Origin of the sequence: Flagellimonas ochracea (assembly GCF_009903685.1) — a bacterium.
Classification (GTDB): Bacteria; Bacteroidota; Bacteroidia; order Flavobacteriales; family Flavobacteriaceae; genus Flagellimonas; species Flagellimonas ochracea.
The window spans coordinates 1,094,472-1,117,543 of sequence record NZ_JAAABI010000001.1; the positions used below are offsets into that span (position 1 = coordinate 1,094,472).

At 42.1% G+C, this 23,072-nt stretch carries 19 protein-coding genes; 5 read left to right on the forward strand and 14 right to left on the reverse strand.

Features of this window, described 5'->3' with window-relative positions; translation table 11 throughout:
• Positions 1–252: 252 nt before the first annotated feature.
• Together GTQ34_RS05090 and GTQ34_RS05095 are read right to left on the reverse strand one after the other, a co-directional pair.
• Positions 253–2,754: an ABC transporter permease gene (locus GTQ34_RS05090; RefSeq protein WP_166522782.1), complete on the reverse strand. Its 2,502-nt coding sequence runs from the start codon at positions 2,752–2,754 to the stop codon at positions 253–255.
• A gap of 50 nt (positions 2,755–2,804) precedes the next feature.
• Positions 2,805–3,494, reverse strand: coding sequence for an ABC transporter ATP-binding protein (locus GTQ34_RS05095; protein WP_166522659.1), 690 nt, complete (start codon positions 3,492–3,494; stop codon positions 2,805–2,807).
• A gap of 71 nt (positions 3,495–3,565) precedes the next feature.
• Here GTQ34_RS05095 and GTQ34_RS05100 point away from each other — a divergent pair, with 71 nt between their 5' ends.
• The gene (locus tag GTQ34_RS05100) at positions 3,566–4,252 is read left to right on the forward strand and encodes an arylesterase (RefSeq protein ID WP_166522660.1); all 687 of its coding nucleotides are present in this window, start codon (positions 3,566–3,568) and stop codon (positions 4,250–4,252) included.
• Between the two features lie 245 nt (positions 4,253–4,497).
• Here the strand turns inward: GTQ34_RS05100 and GTQ34_RS05105 are convergent, their stop codons facing one another.
• Positions 4,498–4,881 (reverse strand): hypothetical protein, encoded by a 384-nt coding sequence (locus tag GTQ34_RS05105; RefSeq protein WP_208103823.1) that lies wholly within the window; start codon positions 4,879–4,881, stop codon positions 4,498–4,500.
• Between the two features lie 326 nt (positions 4,882–5,207).
• Here GTQ34_RS05105 and GTQ34_RS05110 point away from each other — a divergent pair, with 326 nt between their 5' ends.
• Positions 5,208–6,428: a site-specific integrase gene (locus GTQ34_RS05110; protein ID WP_166522661.1), complete on the forward strand. Its 1,221-nt coding sequence runs from the start codon at positions 5,208–5,210 to the stop codon at positions 6,426–6,428.
• Positions 6,429–6,444: 16 nt separating this feature from the next.
• Here the strand turns inward: GTQ34_RS05110 and GTQ34_RS05115 are convergent, their stop codons facing one another.
• The 8 genes from GTQ34_RS05115 to GTQ34_RS05150 form a co-directional block, all read right to left on the reverse strand.
• Positions 6,445–6,798 (reverse strand): DUF983 domain-containing protein, encoded by a 354-nt coding sequence (locus tag GTQ34_RS05115; RefSeq protein ID WP_166522662.1) that lies wholly within the window; start codon positions 6,796–6,798, stop codon positions 6,445–6,447.
• 11 nt (positions 6,799–6,809) lie between these two features.
• Entirely contained in the window at positions 6,810–7,691 is an 882-nt protein-coding gene (locus GTQ34_RS05120; RefSeq protein ID WP_166522663.1) for a formylglycine-generating enzyme family protein, read from the reverse strand.
• Between the two features lie 4 nt (positions 7,692–7,695).
• Entirely contained in the window at positions 7,696–8,727 is a 1,032-nt protein-coding gene (locus GTQ34_RS05125; RefSeq protein WP_208103824.1) for a S1C family serine protease, read from the reverse strand.
• A gap of 49 nt (positions 8,728–8,776) precedes the next feature.
• Positions 8,777–9,670, reverse strand: a complete 894-nt coding sequence (locus tag GTQ34_RS05130; RefSeq protein ID WP_166522664.1) for a DUF6268 family outer membrane beta-barrel protein — start codon at positions 9,668–9,670, stop codon at positions 8,777–8,779.
• A 10-nt stretch (positions 9,671–9,680) separates the two neighbouring features.
• On the reverse strand, positions 9,681–10,220 hold the full coding sequence (locus tag GTQ34_RS05135; RefSeq protein WP_166522665.1) for a DUF4136 domain-containing protein: 540 nt from the start codon (positions 10,218–10,220) through the stop codon (positions 9,681–9,683).
• A 177-nt stretch (positions 10,221–10,397) separates the two neighbouring features.
• Complete coding sequence (locus GTQ34_RS05140) at positions 10,398–11,390, reverse strand: transporter (protein WP_166522666.1); 993 nt, start codon at positions 11,388–11,390, stop codon at positions 10,398–10,400.
• Positions 11,391–11,417: 27 nt separating this feature from the next.
• Complete coding sequence (locus tag GTQ34_RS05145; RefSeq protein WP_166522667.1) at positions 11,418–13,196, reverse strand: arylsulfatase; 1,779 nt, start codon at positions 13,194–13,196, stop codon at positions 11,418–11,420.
• Positions 13,197–13,308: 112 nt separating this feature from the next.
• Positions 13,309–14,115 (reverse strand): neuromedin U, encoded by an 807-nt coding sequence (locus GTQ34_RS05150; protein WP_166522668.1) that lies wholly within the window; start codon positions 14,113–14,115, stop codon positions 13,309–13,311.
• 146 nt (positions 14,116–14,261) lie between these two features.
• On the opposite strand from GTQ34_RS05150, the gene GTQ34_RS05155 reads away from it, so the two are divergent.
• A complete protein-coding gene (locus GTQ34_RS05155; RefSeq protein ID WP_166522669.1) occupies positions 14,262–15,380 on the forward strand; it encodes an adenylate/guanylate cyclase domain-containing protein in 1,119 nt (372 codons plus the stop codon).
• On the opposite strand, the gene GTQ34_RS05160 is transcribed toward GTQ34_RS05155, so the two are convergent.
• Together GTQ34_RS05160 and GTQ34_RS05165 are read right to left on the reverse strand one after the other, a co-directional pair.
• The gene (locus GTQ34_RS05160) at positions 15,359–16,057 is read right to left on the reverse strand and encodes a two pore domain potassium channel family protein (RefSeq protein ID WP_166522670.1); all 699 of its coding nucleotides are present in this window, start codon (positions 16,055–16,057) and stop codon (positions 15,359–15,361) included. The two genes, GTQ34_RS05155 and GTQ34_RS05160, sit on opposite strands and share 22 nt — an antisense overlap.
• 6 nt (positions 16,058–16,063) lie before the next feature.
• Complete coding sequence (locus GTQ34_RS05165; RefSeq protein WP_166522671.1) at positions 16,064–16,408, reverse strand: hypothetical protein; 345 nt, start codon at positions 16,406–16,408, stop codon at positions 16,064–16,066.
• Between the two features lie 105 nt (positions 16,409–16,513).
• Here GTQ34_RS05165 and GTQ34_RS05170 point away from each other — a divergent pair, with 105 nt between their 5' ends.
• On the forward strand, positions 16,514–21,580 hold the full coding sequence (locus GTQ34_RS05170) for a histidine kinase (RefSeq protein WP_166522672.1): 5,067 nt from the start codon (positions 16,514–16,516) through the stop codon (positions 21,578–21,580).
• On the opposite strand, the gene GTQ34_RS05175 is transcribed toward GTQ34_RS05170, so the two are convergent.
• Positions 21,572–22,339 (reverse strand): LytR/AlgR family response regulator transcription factor, encoded by a 768-nt coding sequence (locus GTQ34_RS05175; protein ID WP_166522673.1) that lies wholly within the window; start codon positions 22,337–22,339, stop codon positions 21,572–21,574. The two genes, GTQ34_RS05170 and GTQ34_RS05175, sit on opposite strands and share 9 nt — an antisense overlap.
• A gap of 77 nt (positions 22,340–22,416) precedes the next feature.
• On the opposite strand from GTQ34_RS05175, the gene GTQ34_RS05180 reads away from it, so the two are divergent.
• Positions 22,417–23,049: a peroxiredoxin gene (locus GTQ34_RS05180; protein WP_166522674.1), complete on the forward strand. Its 633-nt coding sequence runs from the start codon at positions 22,417–22,419 to the stop codon at positions 23,047–23,049.
• The last annotated feature ends 23 nt before the right edge of the window (positions 23,050–23,072 follow it).

The window sequence follows — 23,072 nt, forward strand, 5'->3', positions numbered from 1 at the left end:
TATTATGATGCCATGTATAGCGAAATGGACTTGCTGCCCTTGACCTACGAACAAAGTGAAATCAAAACTCCAATGGATATTCCACTATTGGTAATCTCCGCCTGGGACAGCTTCGAAGCTTTTTAGAAAGTACCAAATCTACCCAAAGAAGAGAGTAATAAAGCTTGGGCAGTGCTGCAGAAAAAACTTTTTGAATATATATACAAACGGCCAACATCATATTATTGACCCTTGATTTGTTTTTTCGAAATTTTACCCCCCTTCCTTCCGGAGCACTTCAAGTGGAGGGCTTTTCAGTACACTTTTGCTGTTCAACAATCCAATGACAAGTACAAGGACCATTATACCGGGCAATACCACTAAAAAAGGAATACCTGAAGGCACAAAGCTTACCTCAAAGACAAACCGTGCTAACAGCAGACTGCCCAATAAGGACAAAAGTATGCCGATACCTCCTCCCAAAAGTCCCAAATAGAGGTATTCAAGCGCAGCAATGCGCAGAATTTGTTTGCCTTTAGCTCCCAAAGTACGCAAAAGCACATTTTCTTTGATTCTTTGGTATTTACTCGTCCGTACCGAACCAATAAGCACAATAATTCCAGTTAAAATGCTGAAGAAGGCCATAAAGTTGATTACCCAAGCAATTTTGTTCAGAATATCTTCGATGACCGTAAAAATCTGTCTTAAATCGATAATGGACACTGTTGGAAATTTTCGCACGAGGTCACGTTGTAATGCGGCCGATTTGGCTGCATCTGGAGCTTTGGTGGTCAAGACATGAAACTGGGGGGCCCCTTCCAAAACCCCTGAAGGAAACAGAATAGAAAAATTGACCTGCATACGGGCCCAATCCACTTCACGAAGATGGGCCACTTTGGTTTCCATCAATACCCCCTGTACATTGAATACTATAGTATCCCCTATTTTGACCTGTGCATCGGCTGCCACGTTATCGGACATCGATATGGGAATAATTCCATTACCTTCACGTGCAAGCGGCCAAGTACCTTCTACCGTTCGCTCAGAGGCGACCAGTGAATCACGATAGGTGACCCTGAATTCATGGAACAAAACCCAACGATTCATGGTAACGGTGGAATCTAGAATAAGTTCTCGTACTGGACGCTCCTTGATTTGATGCATCCGCATGGTGATAATGGGAATATTGTTCAAAACAGGCAGTCCTGATGCTTCGATACTATTGGCAGCAGCTTGTTTTTCATTGCTTTGTACGTCCAATAGGATAAGGTTGGGTGTATCCTCCGAAGCTTCGAAGGAAACTTGGGCCAATAGAATATCTTTTGTGAAGTAAAGCGTACTAATCAAAAAGGTGCCCACGCCAATGGCCAAAACAAGGACCGTTGTCTGGTTGTTGGGCCGATACAGGTTCAAGAGACTCTGCCGGGCCGTAAACCCCCAGGAAGTTGGAAAATATTTTTTGATGGCCCGCATAAAAAGTGTCGCGACACCTCCCAAAAGTGCAAAGACCACCAAGATGCCCAGCACAAAATACAGCGCATATCGAACACTGCCCAATAACCAAAAAGAGAAGGAGAAAATAAACAGTACAATACCCAATAAGACCCATAACTGTGCTTTTCGTGATTTTTGATATCCGTTCTCTTCAACCCGCAACACCTGTAGGGGTGAAACAAACCAAGTGTTCAATAAGGGCATCAGCGCAAACAATACCGATAACAATATTCCCAATACCAATCCAGACCAAAGGGCATTGGGCACGAGGGAAATCTGGACTTCAAACGGTAAAAAACCCTGTAACAGTAAAGGAAAGGACTGTTGCAGGAGCAATCCGCCCAGCACTCCAAAAATACCGCCCAATAGTCCCATACCCGCAATTTGCAGCAGATAGATCAAAAAGGTTTGTCTTCGGGTAGCTCCGATACATTTTAATACGGCCACGGACCGTAATTTCTCTTTGATATAGATATGCACCGAACTGGCAACACCTACACAGCCCAATAAAAGCGCAATAAAGGCGATAAGATTAAGAAACTTTCCGAAATTATCATAGCTTCTCCCAAGCTGTTTTGCAGTACTGATGTGCGTATCCAAATCTGCGTTTTCAACATCGAGTTGAGGATCGACAACCCTATCCAACTCCTCCAAATCCTGTCCGGGTTCGGCAACAAAATAATAGTCATATCCTATTCGACTTCCCACTTGTATTAGTCCTGTGCCTTCTACCACATCGTAGGGAATAATTACGGGAGGAGCCACCGCAGCCCCAATTCCCGAGGTTCCTGGAGCGGAAATCAAAGTGCCCACAATGGGGAACACCGTATTTCCCACCTTAATCGAATCCCCTTTTTGCATCCCATATTGTAGCATAAGTGTTGCATCTACGAGGGCGCCGCCTGACTCTTGATAGGTTTGGGCTGCGGCTACAGGTTTAGTTTCCAGTTCACCGTAAAACGGGTATCCGCCTTCAATGCCGCGTACCCCGACCAATTTAGTATCCCCAGTTTTCGGGAAAACCGCCATTGAGGCAAACCCCACAGAACGCCCATCAGCCCCTCCAAGGGAATCTATAATGGCCAATACCTTTTCATTCGGGGGCTTGTTACTATCAATTACAAAATCGGCCCCCATTAAGGCCTTGGATTGAATTGCAATGTTTTCTTCCAAGTTCTTACTAAAGGACTGAATGGACACAACCGCGGCAATGCCCAAAATAATGGAAGCCATAAACAAAAGCAGACGACTGCCACTGGCCTTGCTGTCGCGCCAAGCCATTTTCAGCAGCCATTTCCATCCTGGCCCGGATATCTTTTTAGAGGAATTTCTCACGACTCGACCAATACTTCGTTCGAGATCACTTTGCCGCCTCGTAATCGCAGTAGGCGTTGGCATTTTTGGGCCAATTCCAAATCGTGGGAGACAATGACCAAAGTAGTTCCTGCCTCTTGGTTGAGCTCAAACAGCAGTTGTACCACACGGTCGCCCGTATCTTGATCGAGATTGCCCGTAGGCTCATCTGCAAATAAAATTGAAGGGCTATTTGAAAAGGCCCGTGCCAGGGCCACCCGTTGCTGCTCTCCACCTGAAAGCTGTGATGGATAATGGTGCAGGCGGTCGCCCAAACCGACCTTGCCTAAAAGTTCCTTACCAATTTTCGTTGGATTCTTTGCTCCTTGTAATTCCAAAGGTACTATTACATTTTCAAGGGCAGTCAAAGTGGGCAACAACTGAAAATTCTGAAAGATAAAGCCAACCTCTTGGTTGCGCAATTGGGCACGCTCATCTTCGTTGAGCGTACTTAAATTGGTGCCACATAGTTCCACAGTTCCTGTATCGGGATAATCCAGTCCTGCACAAAGGCCCAATAGGGTGGTCTTTCCACTGCCCGAGGGCCCTACGATGGAGAAGGTCTCCCCTGCTTCGATACTGAAATTGATGTCATCCAACACCGTTAATTGTTTCGAGCCACTCGTATAGGTCTTCCCTAGGTGCTCGACGTTTAATATCTTTGACATAGCAATTTTGCTTCCTTTTTTCTCAAACAAGAAAAATAGGCAAATGATTTTGATTTTAAGGCCCGTAACCTATGCAAGACCTCTTAAAGTTTCGTTATTTTTTTCTGCTTTTCTGCCTAATTTCCTGTGGGGATGCCCCAAAAAAAGCTCCAGATACCACAGATGGCAATAGCAGCCCGGAAAACACCATTGCCACGGAAACCACCGGAAAAGTAATCCTGTTCTTTGGGGATAGCCTTACCGCGGGCTATGGTTTGGAACTCGAAGAGGCCTTCCCGGCACTGATTCAAAACCGTTTGGATTCATTGGGTCTCAATTATACGGTGATCAATTCAGGACTCAGCGGAGAAACTACTTCAGGTGGGCGCAACCGTCTGGATTGGGTATTGAACCAAAAGGTCGATGTGTTTGTGTTGGAGCTGGGTGCCAATGATGGGCTTCGTGGTATTCCTTTAGCAGAAACCCGCAGCAATTTGCAAGCGATAATCGATTTGGTAAGAAAAAGGAATCCTGATACCGAAATTGTACTTGCTGGCATGCAAATACCACCTAATATGGGCCCAGAATACACCACAGAATTTCGCAAAATCTTCCCCGAACTGGCCGAAGAGAATGGAATCGCTTTAATCCCTTTTTTATTGGAAGGCGTTGCAGGTAACCCTGAATTAAATTTGGAAGATGGCATACACCCTACTCCAGAAGGGCACCAAATTGTTAGGGACAATGTTTGGACAGTGTTGGAAAAAGTGTTACAGTAGACTGTTTCTTAAGAACCACAGAATTTGTTTCCATGGTTTACGCAAGGATGAAATGTGTTGAGGCAAATTCAATAAAAGATTGAATACTCTTTAATACCAATTGATCATAACTGCAGAATATATCTGATATAAGATCATATCAGAGAGAAAAAATGACTTTTTAACCACTTATGAAAATGCTTCAAAATCAGAAATCCACCTGAACTACATTGCGGTACTTGCTATACCCGTAAAACCATTACCGACTACTTCTGTAATTGATAAAATAAATAAGGTGCCAGAGTAATCCAAATCAGTACTAGAATCCAAACCCGTCCAGCAATAATATTGTAATCATTTAGCAATTTACTCCAAGAATGACCCGCAACATAGTGTCCAAATAAAAATTCAAATACTACAGTCAGCGCGAGCCAGAATAGCCCAATATTGAAGGCTTGTTGAGATGATTCAGGCTTGAATAATCGAAGGATTAGCCATATGTAAATCCCAAAAAAAAAGATTAATGTGAGCGTTGAGACTTGATGGGCATTTAATTCTTTTAGGCGCCTTGTAATAATCTTCTCTCGCAGTAATCCGTTGGCAATTGCGATAAATACCATTGGTAGCCATGCCAAAACATATTTCCACATAATTCCTTTTTTATATTATGAATTCGTTCTTCCTCAATTTAGCGCATCTAATTAGAAAATCAAATGATTTTATCCGCTTACTCCAAAAACGACAAGAAAAGAAAAAACCTCAGGAATACCGAGGTTTTGAAATAGTGATCGCGACAGGATTCGAACCTGTGACCGTCTGCTTAGAAGCGTCTTCGGAAAGAAATCTCAAAAAAGGAAAAACACTATAATTTATTGATTTTTAGATATATACATAATTTTTAGTATCATTTGATATGGTTTAATATCACCCATTTGTTTGCAAATTGTTTGCAAATTTTTTTAGTACCTTGAAGAATATGAGGACGTATTTGATGCTTTTATTGGATACTCGAAGAGCTAAAAAAGATGGCTCTTTTCCCATTATTTTTCGCCTTACCCACTTGCGAAAAACAACTTCTATTGCGACTGGGTATTCAATATTAGAAAAATATTGGGACTCTCAAAAATGTGCCATAAAAAGGACCTACACCAAAGTAGAGTACATAGCGAGGTTGAATACTTTGCTCCTCAAGGAGGAAGCAAGGGCAAATGATATTATCAACAGACTTTATGATAGTGGAAAACTCAATTATTTATCCATTACCCAAGTAAAGAACAGAATAACCCAAAACAGCACCTATGTTTCATTCTATACTTTTGGAGAGTCTTTAGCGGAAGACCTTAGAACTGCACACCGATACGGGACCGCCCGAAATTATACTGGTATTATCTCTATTTTGAGAACATTTACCAAGGGAAAAGATCTAAAGTTCAATGAATTGAACTATGATTTTATCAAAAGATTTGAGCATTATCATTTGGCCAAAGGCAACGGATATAATAGTCTTTCCACTTACCTAAGAGCTATCAAGGCAATTTATAACAAAGGTATCAAGGCTGGATTGATTGAGCGTGAGGCATATCCTTTCACACACTATACTATCAGACAAGTTCCTACAGAAAAGAGGGCACTGTCAATGGAGAACATAAGAAAAATAATGGATTTAAAACTTCCAAAGGATATGGTTCTCTTTAGGTACCGTAATTACTTCATTTGCTCATTTCTACTTTATGGCATGAACTTTACTGATATGGCCTACTTAAAAGTTGGAGACATCATCGATGGACGAATTAAGTTCAGGCGAAAGAAAACCGGCAAATTGTACGATATCAAAATTACTGAGCAGCTTTCAGAAATTCTCAAGATTTATCTTGATGGAAAATCAAAGATGGATTATATCTTTCCTGTAATCAAAAGAAAAAGTCCAGCATTGCAAGAACGTGAAATCTCTTGGGAACGCCAACGTTACAATCGAGGCTTGAAAATCATTGGAGAAATGTGCGATATTGAGCAAAAACTAACCACCTACGTTTCACGTCATAGTTTTGCAACCCAAGCGATGCTAAATGATATTCCGCTACATGCTATATCCACTATGCTCGGGCACAGTAAATTAAATACCACGCAGATTTATCTGAAGTCGCTACCAACAAACATCTTAGATGATTACAATGAAAAGCTAGTTGCTTCTTTGTAGTTATCAATAAACTCTACTATTTCCGATATTCCTTAAAAAGATATATCCAGAGTATCCTAGATAACCTCATGTTGAAGGAAGAAAGCAATACCAAAACCACTGCAATAACACCAACGATTCCCAAGTCAAATCGTTCTTCAAAAAAAGGACTGGCCATTAGAAATGTTGCTATCCCCTGTGCCACGGTAAGCACATAACTCACATACATGGCTCCAAAGAAAAAACCGAGTTCCTTTTGATAGTTGAAGCCACAAGTAGGACATTGACCGTACATCTGGGGCCTACGGAAATTGAAGTAAATATTGGTCTCCTTAAAGATCCTGCCTATACCGCAATGGGGACATTTATTGGTCAAAATATTTTTCATCATGATTGCCGATTTTATGGGTTGGAAATATCCTTTACACATCGAAAGCCAACGTGCATCAATGAAGTCTCGGGAGTTGAGCCACTCCGTCCTGATACCCTAAAGCCATGGCAGACCATTGGGTCACATAAAAAGGAACCTCCCCGCTGGGCCTTTTCGCTTTCAGGGTTGGGATTGAAGTTTTTCAAGTCCTCACTGTATGGAACTTTCCAATTCTCACACCACTCCCAAACATTACCCGCCATGTCTTGAAGGCCTAAGGGCGATTCTCCAAAAGCCCCTACAGGAGAGGTATATCTATAGCCATCCTTTTGGCTGTTGTACAAGGGGAAGGCTCCCTGCCAGACATTGGCCTGGTATTCGCCATCTTTCATCAACGTATCGGAACCCCAAGGATATTTAGCTGTTTTGATCAATCCTCCATTTCTGGCTGCGTGCTCCCATTCCTGTTCTGTGGGCAAACGTTTCCCGGCCCAATTGCAATAGGCTTTGGCATCGTTCCAAGAGACTTGGGTTACCGGGTGATTGTCTTTCGCTTGTTCACCCTTAGGACCTTGAGGGAACATCCAGTTGGCTCCATCGACCAAGGTCCAACGACCTGTTTCCATTTGGAAGACACCTGCGCTGCCAAATTTTTGTGCATCGGTAACATAATGGGTCTCTGCTACAAATGTTCTGAATTGGGCTACGGTTACTGGATGAATGTCCATATAAAAGGCTTTGGTAACCTTTTCATGGACCGGGCCTTCCTGTGCAAAGACTTCATTAGATCCGATGATGCTTTTTCCACCGGGCACCAATACCATTCCTGCAGGGACCTCTTCTTTTGAAATCGCAAAAGAACTTGCGAAAACCACAATAGCTATGGCCACTATAAAAATTATGCTTCGTTTCATGGTCTTATTTATTTAATTGAATGGTTATATTTTCAGTTTTTCCGCCCCTTACAATTTCCAATTCCAAGGGACTATTGGTTTTTTTAGATTTTTGAACTATCCTGACAACTTCTTCCAAAACATCAACAGATTCAAGTTTGATCCCGTTCACCCTCAGAATGACGTCACCACCTAGAATGATTTTTTCTTCGTTGAGTTCTATTGCTACATTTCCACCTTTTAACCCAGCGAAGTCTGCAGGTGAAAGTGGAACCACACGTTGCACCAGTAACCCACCACTTTGGGGAACATTAAGTAGGTAGGCGGAGGCTTCATCGAGCAGATAGCCATCCAGTCCTGTATAAAGACTATTTTCATCGACTACCAACTTTTTAGTTACGTTGGAGGTAGCGGCAAAGCCAATGCCTTCAAAACCACCCGACTCTGTCAAAATTGAACTAACGATGCCGATTACATTACCGTTTGAATTGAACATAGGACCTCCGGAATTACCATGATTAATGGCGGCATCGGTTTGAAAGAATTCCGCCCTTACAAAGCCACTGGTCATATTGATTTCTTGGTGCTTTCCACTGATGTGACCCACTGAAAGGGAATGGGATAGACCATACGGCGCCCCTATGATGCAAATCTTTTCTCCGATTTTTACTTCATCAGAATCTGCAAGTTCAGCAACGGCAAGATCTTCAGGTATCCAAGCGAGTTTTAATAGAGCTACATCCGCACCTTTGGAAAGTCTAATGATTTTTGCTGGTATCTCCTTCCCAAATGTGAACTTGATTTTGACTTTTTCAGCAGTCTGTACTACATGTGCAGCGGTCAGGATCAAGCCATCCTCAGAAATCACCACGCCGGAACCAAGACCCTCCTCATAAACTGTATATTCTGGGTTCGAACGGTCTTTTGAGTTGGAGATGATTTCCACAACGGCATCATTCACCTTTAGGTAAATTTCAGCAGGTTCTAAACTGGTTTGGGCCATCGCAAATTGTAAACCAATTGCCAATACTGTCAAAAAACTAAGTAACATTTTCATTGAGATCGCTTTATACGTTGAAATCCAATTTCCCTTACGGTTTTTAGAATTACTTTATTAAAAGGAAGCTGGCTTTTAGAAAAGCACCGTTTTCAAGTCCGTAATCTTCGGTATCACCGTTCACATCGGTCGCCGTCAGCTTTCTTTTCAATGAAATTCCTCCTGATAATTGAAGCCTAACACTTTTCGAAAGGTCAGTGGCTATAGTGGGCCCGATATTGTACCTTGAAAATTTCACACTTTGAACCTGCCCTATATTGCCATTGGCATCCTCAACATTCAACGCATATTCGTTGCCCTGAAGATCTACTCGGAATCCCAATATGACCTTATTGAGTCGATAGCGCACCGCAGCCTGTATCGGGGCCAAGATCACGATATCCAGATTGCCCTTGCGATATACAAACTCCGCCAAAGGCACCAGTTGGGGCTCACCAAATCCATTGATATAGGCCGCACCCAGACCATATGTAAAGCCATTTTCAGTGATGTGCCGAACAAGGCCCGATGCCTGCAGTGTAAAAGCATCGGAACTTAAGCTTCCTGAAAAATCGGATGCAATCGTCGGTGAAAGAATGGCCCGAATCGCCCAACGATCATTCAACTTTTGATTGATTCCAGCTGAAAATTTGAGTGCATGAAGGTTGGCTTCAACATTTCGATCATTGGGGAGGTCATTTAAGGGCCCTCCAAGAAAGGTGTAGTCAACTCCTGCAAAAAGGGTGGTTTTTTCATTTTTTAGTTTGAAAGGCGCTAGAAAGAATGCCCGAAATTCAGAAAGGTTGATTTCTGTGTCCCCAAGTTGTTCATTTGAGGGGTTCTCCAAACGTACCGCTGGGTTGAATGTATAGGTAATCCCTGCTACGTTGAAACCCTCATCTTGTGCCTTTATTTGAAAAAGGATGGTCAAAAAAAATATCGTTGTTATGATTCTAGTTTTCATGATGTTTGTTTTAACTATTTTGGTCTGTCTTATATTGATCAAAAATGGCCTTGACCGCTTCGTTTATCTTCTCTTCCAATTTGATGGAATTGGGATTGATTATACCAGTAGTGCTCCCATGCCATACGACTTGTTTGGTCTTTGCATCGACAAAGTCAACAATCAAGGTGCCTTCAGTATATTCCCGGACGTCGACATCCGTGATTTGATATTGCCACCTTCTTCTTCCGTAGTAATTTGTATATACATTATAATCCTGTTTGGTATCGACAATTACAAAGTAGCTGACCAACACATCTGGACCGGTCACACCAGAATTGTTCTGTACAGTTGAAAGGGCAGCAGCCTGTTCTGCTATCGCTTTTTCCAACTGCATCTTTTGCGTTGGATTTACATTGGGTAAAAACCCCTTCTCGGTATCTGCGACCGTGTAGAAATTGTATTTGTTCAAGTCGGCAGTATCAGCGGTTTCACTGGATACCTTCAGACTGGAACAAGCTGTGACCAGCAAAACCAGAAATACCGATAAAATTCTTAGCGTTGTTTTCATGACATTTATTTTTAGGTTGTTAAACATAAATTCTGGTCAAACTTACCCTTGAATAGCCCTAGAAACACGCGAGAATTTCCCATCGCTTCATATGGGTTTCCCAACGGGAAGTAGTAGTTTTTGACATAAAAAAACCACCTGTGATCAACAGGTGGTCCAAACAACAAAACTTGAAAACTAATTGCTCTCTATGTAGTTTTTGAATTTTTCCTGAAAGTCGTGAAAACTCCAGCTTAACGTGATCTTGGTCACCGTACCATCTAAGGAAACATTATCATTTCCTGAAGAAAAGGTTTGGTTATGGGTCAGGAAAAGATTTAGGTTGTCATTGATGTTGAACCCAACCGTTGCACCGATCAAGTGCACATTTTGACCTGCCTGTTCACTGATCATCATTCCCGTTTCCTTTGAGATGAACTCTGAACTTCCGCCATTCATGTAACTGTAGTCCAGGGATAAGAAGCTGTTTTTGGTAATATCCTTTGTCAAATGGCTTTCTACCACAAAGAGGCCACTTTGCTCTATCTCTTGACCTTGAAAATCATTGTTTCTTGAAAACAAGGTGTATGATGGAAAGACTTCCAATGTTGTTTTCTTGCCCTGTACCCATGGACCTATGCGCTGAACAAAGGGCAGACCGAATTTAAACTTGAATTGGTTGCTACCGATGTTTACGGGATTCTCCGAATCGTATTGGCCAGTGGGAAAACTTACCGCTGCTTGGAGATACAACAAGCTAGGATTTTCATGGCGTACAAAATCCTTGATCATCAAGCCCTCAGCTCCAATAAGGTTGATGGTGTTTGACCACATCAAATCGCCAAAACCATGCTGAAAAATAGTGTTTGAAGCTGCTGCCGGACCTTCGGGGTCTACATTTACCGTGGCCGTAATATTTCCGGCAGGCACGAATAGGGTTGAATAAAAAGTTCTTCCAAAAATGGGCTGGCTTCTAGTATAGGTCAGCATATATAAATTATTGTCAACGGTTGCATTGGGATTGATAAAGCTCAGATTGTTGGCCGAGGCATTCACCTTGGCATTGATGAAATGGGCACTTAAGATGTTCAAATTTTTGGGTAGCGCCCAATAGGTCCTGGGGCCGTCTAACTGTGCATTCGTTTTTCCGAATAAAAGAAATGTTATGATAATGAGATATACATATTTCATGATTTCCAATTTTTTAGGGTTGTTTGCTTATTGCTTGTTATCTATTTCAGGTACAGTTTCAGAACCTCTGTCGAACTCAGGGTCATAGAAAGCCGGTCTTGGGGGAAGTTTATCCTCCAAACCATCGTAAACCGTGCGGTTTGGTGCGATGACGTTATTGGTGGTTCTATATTCTTCCCAATCGGCTACGAGTTCCTTTAATTTTTCAGGATGGGATTGGGCCAGATTGTGTCGTTCACCAGGGTCGTTCTCAAGATTGTACAACTCCCATGAGCCATTTCCATAAGGAACCACCATGCTGACCAATTTCCAAGGTCCTTTGCGAATCGCTTTGCAATTCCATAGCTCCACACCGATATATTCTTCATCTGTTCTCGGGGAACTTTTCTCACCTTTGAGGGTAGCCACCCAAGATTTTCCTTGCATGGGCAGTGTTGTTTGACCTTTGAACGTATTAGGTGCCGTTATCCCGGCCAGTTCTAAAAAGGTGGGTGCTATATCTTTCACCTGCATTACGGCCTCGGTATTTATTTGGCCAGCGTTGGTCTTATCGGGGCTCACAACAATAAGCGGTGAACGGATGCCGCCTTCGTAGGTCGTATACTTGGTACCATTGAAAGGGGCCGCGGAAACTTGTGCCCATGAAGGGCCATATGCCGTCCAAGAACCCTTTCTTCCCCAGTTTTCAAAGCCATGGGTATATTCACTGGCAAACCAATTGGCCTTTTCCGTAGCAGGGTAATTTTTGTAGTTGTCGGCCTTCTGGGCAGCGTCAGGGCCGTTGTCGGAGAAGAAAACAATGTAAGTGTTCTTGCGAAGGTCATTTTTTTCGAGATACTCCATCAACCTTCCAATCTCCATGTCCATATAATCCAATACCGCGGCAAAAACCTCCATTTTTCTGGCTGTGATAGTCTGTGCAAGCGGTTTGAGCTTATCAAAACCCGGCACGTACCAAAGTCGCTCACCCATTTCGGTTTTTTCGGACAGTATGCCCATTTTAACCATTCTCTTCAAACGCTCATCCCTTAATACATCCCATCCTTTATCGAAGACACCCTGATACTTCCGCAACCATTTGTTTGGAACGGCCAAGGGGTCGTGTGGTGCTTGGTGGGCCAGATACGCAAAGAAGGGCCTGCCATCGGTCTTGTTCGCATCAATGTAATCAATGATCTTATTGGTGAATGTGGTGGTGGCATAATAGTTCTTGGGTAGCTCTTCAAGATATTCCCCATCTTCGGAGAAATGGTTCTTGTCGATATGTGAATCCGGACCTTTGAAGTCGAAATAACTTCCTGCACCCGATAGCATGGCGAACGACTTTTCAAAGCCTCTTGAATGCGGTAGATTTTCCTTGGCCTTTCCCAAATGCCATTTCCCGGCCATATAGGTGTGATAACCATTGTCTTTCAGTATCTCGGAAATTGCGGGAATATCTGTTCGCAGGTATCCTTCATAACCGACAACATCCATTTGGTTCTGTGCCGTTTTTTCATACATATTTCCCAAGCCTGCCAAATGGCTGTCCATCCCTGAGAGCAGCATTGACCTCGTCGGGGAACAGGTGGGTGCCACATAGAAATTGGTATAGCGCACCCCATCTTGGGCGAGCTTATCAATGTTAGGGGTATTGATTTCACCACCAAAAGCCCCCACGTCCGAAAAGCCCATGTCATCGGCGACAATGACAATGAAGTTGGGTTGGTCCGTTTTCTTTGTCTGGGCATTCATCTGGCCACTGATAAACACGACCATCAATGCCACAAGAGCGAACATCTCAGATTTTACTTTGTTTGTTTTCATCGTTTTCAAATTATTAGGTTGTATTTCGTTTTAAATGTTGATACAATGTTATGGTAGTGAAGCAAACAACACTACCGAGTATTACCCAATGTTGCCTTTCGCTTTCCGAACGTTACGGTTTGCTCGCCTTCTTTTTGAATATGACCTTTGGAATCAATGCGGTAAAAGTGAATTTGAATGTCCAGTCCCCTCCACTGAGCTCCGGGCTTTCCATAAGATAATCGGCCCCGACCTGTATATTAAAGGGAAGAAAGCCTTTTGGCTTTACTATTTTTCCAAAACCTATGCCCACAGGTATGGTCCAGCGGTTATCTGAATCAGCTTGCCAGTTGGCCACCACTTTGGGCGAAGTGGATAGATAATAACCATTGGGCAGGTTGTAGTTGATAAAGGGTTGAACCGTGAACGCAGCATTATCACTCTCTAAGGACCAAACATTGTTGATCAGCATCCCGATTACCCAATTACTGGGCTTCACAACACCCACTACCGATGGTCCCACGCCCCACTCTTGAATTCCCAAATTATCCCCTGCCGTGGGTAGATTGAATACGGGACCAACACCCCAGCTCACCTTGCCTTTTTTTGTATAAAACACGGAAAGATTCACATCCCCAATGCCATTGAAATTGCCCGACTCGGCAAAAACATTGGGTTGGTTTACAATGGGTAAGATGACCCTTGCGATGATCTTACCATCGGCCATGGGTATTACAGGCTGTAGGTTGGTAATGCTCAGTGTCCGGTCAAATGGGCCAATACCAAAAGTAGTATTGTTTTGAAAGGGTATACTGATGATGTTCGCAATGGGATCTTGGGCAATTTTGGCCAAATCTTCTTCGGTAAGTTGGCCATAAATGTGTTGATTGCCCAAATACAGGCTTAACACAGTGATGAATATGCATCTGAAATTTTTCATTACTTGCGGATTTATTGATTATGGTTCAAAGCTAGAAGTGCAGTACGCTACAAACACCTTGTAATTACCCATCGTAGCGATACCATTTCCCAACGCGTTACAAGGAAATTCAGTGATTAGTATCTTTAGCTAACATTGAATCGGAAATGGAAATCCACCCGAAACACAAGCGATATTTTAGGCAAGCCTTGACCTTTGGCCTTATATGGTTCCTATTCGGAATTATCTACTGCCTGGTGGAAAGAGGACTTATGGGAAGGGAAACCATCTACCCTTCAACCGGTAACCAATATGATTTTAAAAACTCACTGCTTTTTGTTGGTATCGGTTCTTTTGTCTTGGGTGGAATTCAGGGGTGGATAGAAGCGGTATGGTTCAAAAAACTTTTCCAAACGAAGCCTCTTTGGTTCAAATTATTGGTAAAGGGCAGCTATTATTTGGTATTCCTGATTGTGTTTCTCTCAACAATTGCTATTGCCATCAATAGTTACTACTTGAATTTGAGTCCCTTCGACCCAATGGTCTTAAAGACGTATTTCATCTTCATTGGAAGGTTTCCATTTTGGAGCGTGATTATTTATGCCGCAGCCATTCTCACCATTGCCCTCTTTTTATCAGAGGTGAACAACTACATTGGGGTTGGGATGTTCCGCAACTTCTTTCTAGGTAAATATCATCGTCCTATAAAAGAGATTCGAATATTCATGTTCCTGGATATGAAATCCTCCACCAAGATTGCCGAATCATTGGGTCATGAACAGTATTTTGATTTGTTGAAATTGTATTATTCCCATATGTCAGACGCCATTTTGGAAACTTATGGAGAGATCTATCAATATGTCGGTGATGAAATTGTTGTGTCATGGCCTGAAGGAATTGGGCTGAAAAGCAATAACTGTATGCGTTGCTTTGAACGGATCTCAGAGACCATCTCAACAAATGAGGGGCTATTTCTATCCCGGTTTGGGCTGGTTCCCGAATTCAAGGCAGGATACCATATTGGGGAGGTGACCACTGGTGAAATTGGCAACATTAAAAAAGAAATCATATACACGGGGGATATCTTGAACACGGCGGCACGAATTCAAGCGGAATGTAATACCTATAATGCGAAAGTATTGGTATCAGGCAACTTACTGGAGAGATTGAGTCCTGTATCGCATAGGGAATTTACAGAAGTTGGCACTCCCTTATTGCGGGGTAAACAGGAAGCGATCCGCCTCTTTAAATGGGAGCCTGACCTTCACCCTGCCACTGGCTCTTGAATCAGATATTTTCCGACCAGCATAGCCACCAAAATAGTAAGATATAGCTGACCGGTGATACCGATTAAAAGCGCTAAGGATTGTACAGGGGGTGTTAATGGGAGCACATCCCCAAACCCTAGGGAAGTCAAGGTGGTAAATGAAAAATAAGTGAGTTGGTACATCTCACTTCCATTTTCCAAATTGTAGGAGCCCGGAATCCACAAATGGATAAATTGGCATAGCTGACCTCCAAAAAGACCAATCAAGAAATACCCTGATATCGCAGCCGAAATGATATTCAACGTAATACGCTTGCTCTTCCATATAATACTGAACAGACGATATCCCAAAAAAGTCAAAAAAATGCTGGTGAAAAAAACCCTAAAGAATTTGAGTATTCCCCATTGTCCGGTTTGCACACCTAGCCAAATAAAAATGATAGCTATGGAGCCCATAATCAAACCGATCAAGAAATGACGGACTGAATTGGATATCAACTGGATTCCCGTAAACACTACAAATGATAGGGTTACCTGAAAAATCATAGCTTTTAAATCAGGTAATACATATACGGGAATGGGTATTATCAGCAAAACAATAAGACTCAACAAAAGCCATTTCGAGTTGTTTTTGCCCCTAAACAGAAACTGCTGTAATTTCAAATGGTATCGATATGCTTTTCGTAATCTTTTCATGGCAGCTCATTTGATGTTATATCGAAGCTTCAATAGCAATAATTCTTCCTCAAGTTCTTGGCGTAGCTCAGATAATCGATCATTACCCCCTCTACCTTTTTGACCCGCTATCAAACCGTTGATACATTTTTTCAAATAGCCCATATCTACCTGCTCTTTGTTATTGAGGTAGGAAAGGGTGCCTTTGATGGCGACCAAAAAATACTGGGTTTCCGCCGTGTCTTGGTAAAGGCTCATCACACTTTCAGTCTTGTTTAGATAATACTGCAATACCGTTTGGCATTCTTTTAATAGGCTTTTGGTATCATAGACAGTCATGGCATAGATTTTTTTCAAAAGTATTTTGTACATCCCCGTATTTATATAGTGAGTTTCCCATCGTTCTGTTTTGATTTCCGAACGGGAAGCATAATGTGCTATTATTCATTAACTTGAGGTAATCATAATCGCTGTTCAATGTCTTTTTCGGCAAAATTTTCCGATGTTGAAATCAATGTGCAGAACATTGAAGGAAAACCCTTGTTGACGGAACAGATTGTTTCAAATCGGGAGGCAAAAACAATAAATGTCGATAACCCCATTTTCTTAAGGCCAAAAAACTCCGCTACGACCCAGAATTTCGTGCATGCATTTGACCATGTACAACTGCAGCCTTTTGACCCAAAGATTCCCAGAAGCAAAGAAGAAGTAAGTCAATTATTGGTCAAGTGTATTTCTTTGGTCGAAGCCATAAAATCACTTCACCAAAACAATTTGTCGATAGGATTGCTTACTTCTGGTCGATTTAGTTTGAACCAAAAAGGTGGCCTTGTGCTGCTCGGCAATTCTTTGATCAATGATGCCCCGGCCGAACATCGCTTTGAGCATTATGCCTTGGAGGATTTCTACTTTTTGGCGCCGGAATGCTACCAGAACGTTCAGCTCACCCCTGATTACCGTGCCGACTTTTATTGCCTTGGCGTCAATATGTACATCTGGTTTACAGGGAGCCTCCCCATTAAGGGAGATGACCAATTGGAGTTAATGCACCATCATCTTACAAGATTGCCCAAAACCCCCAAAGAAATCAACCCTGCCATTCCCAAAGGCCTTAGTGAGATGCTGTTGACCTTATTGGCCAAACAGCCAGAGGGTCGCTATGCCTCGGCATTCGGAATTCTCCAAGACCTTGAAGCCATTCGCAGGGCACATGAAACAGGAAGTGATTCGCCCATTCACTTGCACACCGACTATAACCCCGGTAAAATCGATTTTGGCACTACACTCTACGGGCGGGATAGTCTATCGAAAGACTTGGAAGACTGCTTTGGCAAGTCAGAGCACTTTTATTCCCAAATGGCGTTCGTGGAAGGATTTTCCGGTGTTGGAAAGACGAGCTTGCTCCGAAAATTTATCAATAGTGTTTCCTCCAGCAAAACAATTGCTTTGGAGGGTAAGTTCAACCAATACAAACAAGCCCCTTATGCCGCCATTCAAATGGCCTTCGGTGACCTGGAAAGACAATTATTGCTAAAGTCCAATATTGACAAAAATCAGCTCAAGCAAATTTTGGTCAAGGATTTGGGGAAAAATCTGGGTGTACTTCAAGAAATCATCCCTGATATTGGTTTTTTGGTCGGAGATCTAGAGCCCGCGGAACTCTTGAACCCCATTGAGACTCGAAACCGTTTCAATTACGTATTTCATAAATTTTGTGAGGCCATTACTGATCTGGGCTTACAGCTAATTTTGTTTTTGGACGATTGGCAGTGGTCTGACCCGCCATCCTTGGAATTGATAAAATCACTCACCCGACAAGAAAGCAAGGGTATTTTGTTCTTATTTGCCTTTAGGGGCGATGAAGTGGATACCAACCATCCCTTTCATCTATTTAAAACGGAACATGCCAAGCTTCCCCATTCCCATCATTTTGTGGTCGATCCACTCGATAGAACATTGGCAAATCGGATGGTGGCCACTGCCTTGGGAATGGACGAATCAAAAACAATCGAACTTTCCAGTTTGATTTTCGAGAAGACAGAAGGCAATCCGTTTTTCATCAAACAGTTTGTCAATTCGTTGCATCAAAAAGAACTGCTATGCTATAATTATGACAAGCATGTTTGGAAGTGGAATGCATCCAACATAAAAAAAGAGGGGCTTACCCAGAATGTGGTCGATTTAATTACCCAAAAAATTGACAAACTTTCCTACGAGGTACAGATACTATTTAAAATTGCCTCATGCACAAGCGGGAAATTTGATTTGGATTTGATTTCTGAAATCAGTGGAATTGAAAAAACACTGATTCCGATACTGCTTGATGTTTCCATCGGTAGCGGATATATCACAAAATCAAAACAAATGGACGTAGTGCAATACCAGTTTACCCATGACCGAGTGCAACAGGCGTCCTATCAATTGCACATTCCAGCATTTCAACTGACCAATGAAAAATTACATCTTCGCATCGGGGAGTATTTAATGAAAAGAAGGGATGGTGAAAATTATACCAAAGGCGAAATCCTACTACACTTTTTAACGGCCAAGGAATTAATTACCAAAGGGAGTGCTTCGGAAATAATTAAGCTCGTACTTGAATTAAATGACGATTCAACCCTCTCGGTAACACCAGAAGCGAGCGAACAACATTTTGAGCTGGCCCTTTATTTGAGTGACAAGTTCAACATCAAGGAACACCTATTTGATTGTTATTTGGGCCTATCGCAAGCAAATTGTCTTCTAAACGATTTGCCGTCTGCTGAAATCTATGCCGACAAAGCCTACAACTCGACGGAAAACATCTTGAAAAAAGTGAGGCTGTTACGCATGAAGATGCTTTTTTATGAAAGTTATGCCTTGTTCGAAAAAAATATAGAAACGGGTCTGAAGGCCCTTAGCTTATTTAAGATAGATGGGGAAGAACACTTTGCGAACAATACGTTGGGGCCATTGATTGAAAAGGAGTATCAGCTTTTCAATTCGCTGACCGAAAAGAAAAATCTCTTCAAAGAGTTCTCCGAAAGAAAAATGACGTCCCCCAAGGCATTGGCCATTATGGATGTCTTGGTCAATATGAATGCATCTGCCTATTTTGTCAACCTGTATTTGTTTGCTTGGAGCACTTTGAAAATGGCCAATCAGACCCTACGCCATGGCCTTACCAATTCTACTCCCTTTGCGTTGGTTTTTGTGGGATCATTGCTAGTGGCCCTGTATAAAGAATTTGATCGTGGCTATGATTTTGGAAAACTGGGGGTCGATCTTTTGAAAAAGGTGGAAAATGACCAATATAAAAGCAGGACCCTATCTGTTTTTCCAATTTTCATCCAGCACTTCAAGGAACCCATTCTCGCGGGCACCCAGAATCTTGATGAATCCATTTACAGCGGTCTTGAAACGGGCGACCTCCCTTATGCCGGGTATTCGTTCTATGCCAAGGTCCGGGATGCTTTTTTAGCGGCTGATGATCTCAATGAAACATTGGATCTTTGTGATGAAAGCATTGCATTCATGCAGAACGTCAACAATCAAGGCTTGTTGGCACTTATGCGCTTACTAAAGGGCAGTATTCTAAAACTATTGAACAGGTATGAGCCAAACTATGAGATGATAGAAAAGGAAGCCCTGCAATTTCTTCTGGATGTTAAATTCTTTACGGCCGTATCACATCATTATATTTTTAGAAGTTGGGCACATTGTATTTTAAAGGAGTTTAAACCCGCAAGTGCTTTGTTGAAGCAAAATGAGGAGATTGTTGTATATGCAGCATCCCAACCCCATGTGCCAAAGCATTATTTTTTGGATTCGCTGTGCCTGCTTTACCAAAATCAACGCTTATCCAAGGAACAGGAAAGAAGAATAAAGGATAATCAAAACACCTTAAGGCTTTGGGGGGAGAGTATGCCTGAAAACTTCAGTGCAGAATACCATCTAACCGACACTCTCTTAAAAGGCCGGGAAGGAAAGATTACAGATGCACTGACCTCCTTTAACGTAGCACTGAAATGGGCAGAAAAAGGGGGGCTCTTGGGGGTGAAGGCCCTCGCCTATGAAGTGGCTTCCGACATGCTCAAATCCAGTGATTATTCCGTGCTTGCGGAGGGTTTTGAAAGAAATGCCAAGGATGTGTATGAAAAATGGAACGCTCTGGCCAAAACAGGGATTCGAAAAAAAGCTATCGATGATTATGGAAAAGGGAGCGACCTCAACACCGCCAGTCTTATCAAATCAATGCAGGCCATTTCCGCTGAGGTAAACAAGAAAAATGTGATTGAAAAGCTTCTGGGTGTAATTATGGAAAATGCAGGTGCTGACCGAAGCGTTTTGATTTTGATTGAAAATGGTATAGCGTACGTTGAGGCCGAGACTACCTCGGAAAAGGAAATGAAATATCTTGAAAAAAGACCTTTGGTCAAAAGCAAGGTTCCTTTGAATATTATCGAATATGTGATTGGTTCAAAAAAGGAATTTGTGCTAGAAAACCAAACGGCTATTTCTGATGTTGATGTCGAATACATTGAGAAAAATAAAATTCTCTCTTTATTGGTGCTGCCACTGGTCAGACAACAAGAACTTATAGGGATTTTGTATTTGGAGAACCACAGGTTTGCAAGTTTATTTCAAGGTAGTGATCTTGAGATACTCAAGGTTGTTGCCTCACAGGCCGCTATATCCATTTATAACACTTTATTGTTTGAAGAGACTTCAGGTCTCAATATGGAGCTTCAGAAATCAAAAGATGAACTAAGCAAGATGAACTTGTTGTTGGAGCAGAAGATAAAAGATCGAACCAAAGTACTTCGCCAAGAAATCGAAACAAGGAAAAAAATAGAGGAGGAACTGAAAAAAGCGCAGAAAAAAGCGGAAAAATTCCATGCACAGCAAATCAAGCAAGAACGTCAAGAGGTGCTACAGTCAAAGATGATGATGCTTTCTTCGCAAATGAATCCCCATTTTATTTTCAATTCGCTCGGATCGGTACAGTCGTACATCTTAAATAATGAAACCAATAGAGCGGTAGATTTCATTTCTGAGTTTGCCGGCCTGATGCGGAAGAATCTGGTCAATTCAACCACAAAATATATTTCCATCTCCGAAGAACTTGAATTTTTGGATAAATATTTATTGCTTGAAAAAATACGCTTCAACAATAGTTTTGATTATAGCATTACCGAAACGATCGACAATCCGCACGATACATTGGTTCCCCCTATGCTTTTGCAGCCTTTTATAGAAAATGCCGTAATACATGGGCTTAGTAAACTCAGTGACCGAAAAGGTGAATTGACGATTAGCTTGGATGAAGTTGAAGATAGAATTGTCTGTACCATCGTAGATAATGGTATTGGGAGGGAGAATGCTTCAAAGCTCCGCAGCCCCGGCCATAAATCGGTAGCCATAAGTAATTTGGAAACCCGTTTGGAGCTGTTGAACAACTCTGAGCAGACCGATGAATACTCGTATGAAATTGTGGATTTAAAGGACAAAAAAGGACCCATTGGAACTAAGGTCACCGTGTGCTTTCCAAACGATTTACATTAATCGATTCAGCAAATCATCTTTTTTTCTGACCGAAACATCCACATGGGAACCATCGTTCATGATGACATAGCCTCCCTTTCCCTTTACATACTTTTCCAAATGCGTGAGGTTGATCATATGCGATTTATGAACCCTAAAGAAATTACATTGTTCCAAGAGGGCTTCATATTCCTTCAATGGCTTGGAGACCAAAATCTTTTTACCATTTTGTAAATAGAAATTGGAATAGGAACGTTCCGCTTCCGCCCTTATGATGGCCTCTGCTTCAATAAAGTCTATACCGTCTGACGAGGGAAGTGCTATTTTGGTAAATCGTTGATCTTCCAATCTTAGATTTGATTTCAGGACATTTATCTTTTCGGTACTCGTTGTGTTTTCCTTTTTGCCAATGACTTTCGTAGCACGAGCCACGGCATCCTGTAATTCCTTGATATTAACAGGCTTCATTAAGTAATCAAGAGCCGCATATTTAATGGCATTGATGGCATAAAGGTCGTGGGCAGTGGTGAAAATTACTTCAAATGGGGGCTCTTCAAAATGGTCAAACAATGTGAAACCATTACCCCCGGGCATTTCGATATCCAAAAAGATGATTTGGGGATTTTTTTCGTGTATTAATCCCACAGCCTCATCAACATTGTAAGCATCCCCAAGAATTTCAATACTGGGACAAAAATTATCGAGCATTTTGCCCAATGTTTCATGGTGTCGTTCTTCATCGTCGACAATGATGGCCCCAATTTTGCTTTTGTCTTCCATTTTCAGATGAATGCCACATAAATATACGGTTAATACTTCTTTTTAAATTCTGGGTTATTCTCTAAATTAGAAGGCATATGATAAGCTTAGGGTCCACAGCACCAGATTTTTACGCCAGAACCAACATGGGGGATATACAATTTCACGAATGGCTTGGATCGAGTTGGTACCTTCTGTTTTCGCATCCTGAAGATTACACCCCAGTTTGTACCACTGAATTGGGAGTAGTGGCAAACCTGCAGGAAGAATTTGAAAAACGCGATGTGAAAGCCATTGCCTTAAGTGTTGACAGCCTTGAATCCCATAAAGGTTGGATCAAGGATATTGAGGAGTCCATGAAAACCAAAATCAACTTTCCAATTATTGCGGATGAGCAGGCCGAGGTGGCACAGCTATATGGCATGATTCATAAAGACAGTTCAGAGAAGCACACCATTCGTTCTGTTTTCGTTATCGGACCAGAGAAAGACGTAAAGCTGATGCTCACCTACCCCATGGCGGTCGGAAGGAACTTTGATGAGATTCTCAGAGTCGTAGATGCACTTCAACTCTGTTCCAAACACCTCGTGGTCACTCCCGCCAATTGGGAACAGAAGGGAAAAGTCATTATCGACCCGTCATTGTTAGAAAAAGAAGCGGAGAAGGCCTTTCCCATGGGCCACGATAAGGTTACCTCTTATCTAAGGTATACCAACAGCCCAGTCGATTGAATGTGCTTTCAAATTCTTACGAC